The organism is Streptomyces sp. XY431, assembly GCF_001279805.1.
Lineage (GTDB): Bacteria > Actinomycetota > Actinomycetes > Streptomycetales > Streptomycetaceae > Kitasatospora > Kitasatospora purpeofusca.
On record NZ_LGDO01000307.1, the window covers coordinates 1 to 622 of the forward strand.

Annotated in this window: 1 protein-coding gene; it reads left to right on the forward strand. The window is 71.2% G+C overall.

Annotation, left to right across the window (positions count from 1 at the left end; genetic code table 11):
• On the forward strand, positions 1 to 622 hold a 622-nt coding region (locus ADK60_RS24510), incomplete at both ends, for an AMP-binding protein (protein ID WP_159400554.1).

A 622-nucleotide genomic window follows, 5' to 3' on the forward strand; every position in this document is an offset into this window, starting at 1 on the left:
CCGACCGCACCCACCCCCTCCAACCCACCCACCCCGCCTACGTCATCTACACCTCCGGCTCCACCGGCACCCCCAAGGGCGTCGTCGTCAGCCACCGCGCGCTGCGGAACTTCCTCGCCGCGATGGCGCAGGTCGTCCCGTACGGGGAGGACGACCGCCATCTCGCGGTGACGACCGTCGGGTTCGACATCTCCCTGCTGGAGCTGTTCGTCCCGCTGACCTCCGGCGCCTGCCTGGGCCTCACCACCGGGACGACGGGCGCCGACGCGGTGGCACTGACCGAGCTGATCAACCGGTTCCGCCCGACGGTCATGCAGGCCACACCGACGCACTGGCGCCTGCTCGTGGACCAGGCCGGCGAGGCACTGCGCAAGCTCCGGGTCCTGGTCGGCGGGGAGGCGCTCTCCCGCGACCTCCTGCGTTCGCTGCTCGACCGGGACTGCGAGGTCACCAACCTCTACGGTCCGACCGAGACGACCATCTGGTCGACCTCGGCGGCTCTCGACAGCCCGGTCGACACGACCCCCTCGATCGGCGGGCCGATCGCCAACACCCGGCTGTTCGTACTGGACGACGGTCTGGAACCGGTACCGGCGGGGGCGGTCGGCGAGCTGTACATCGC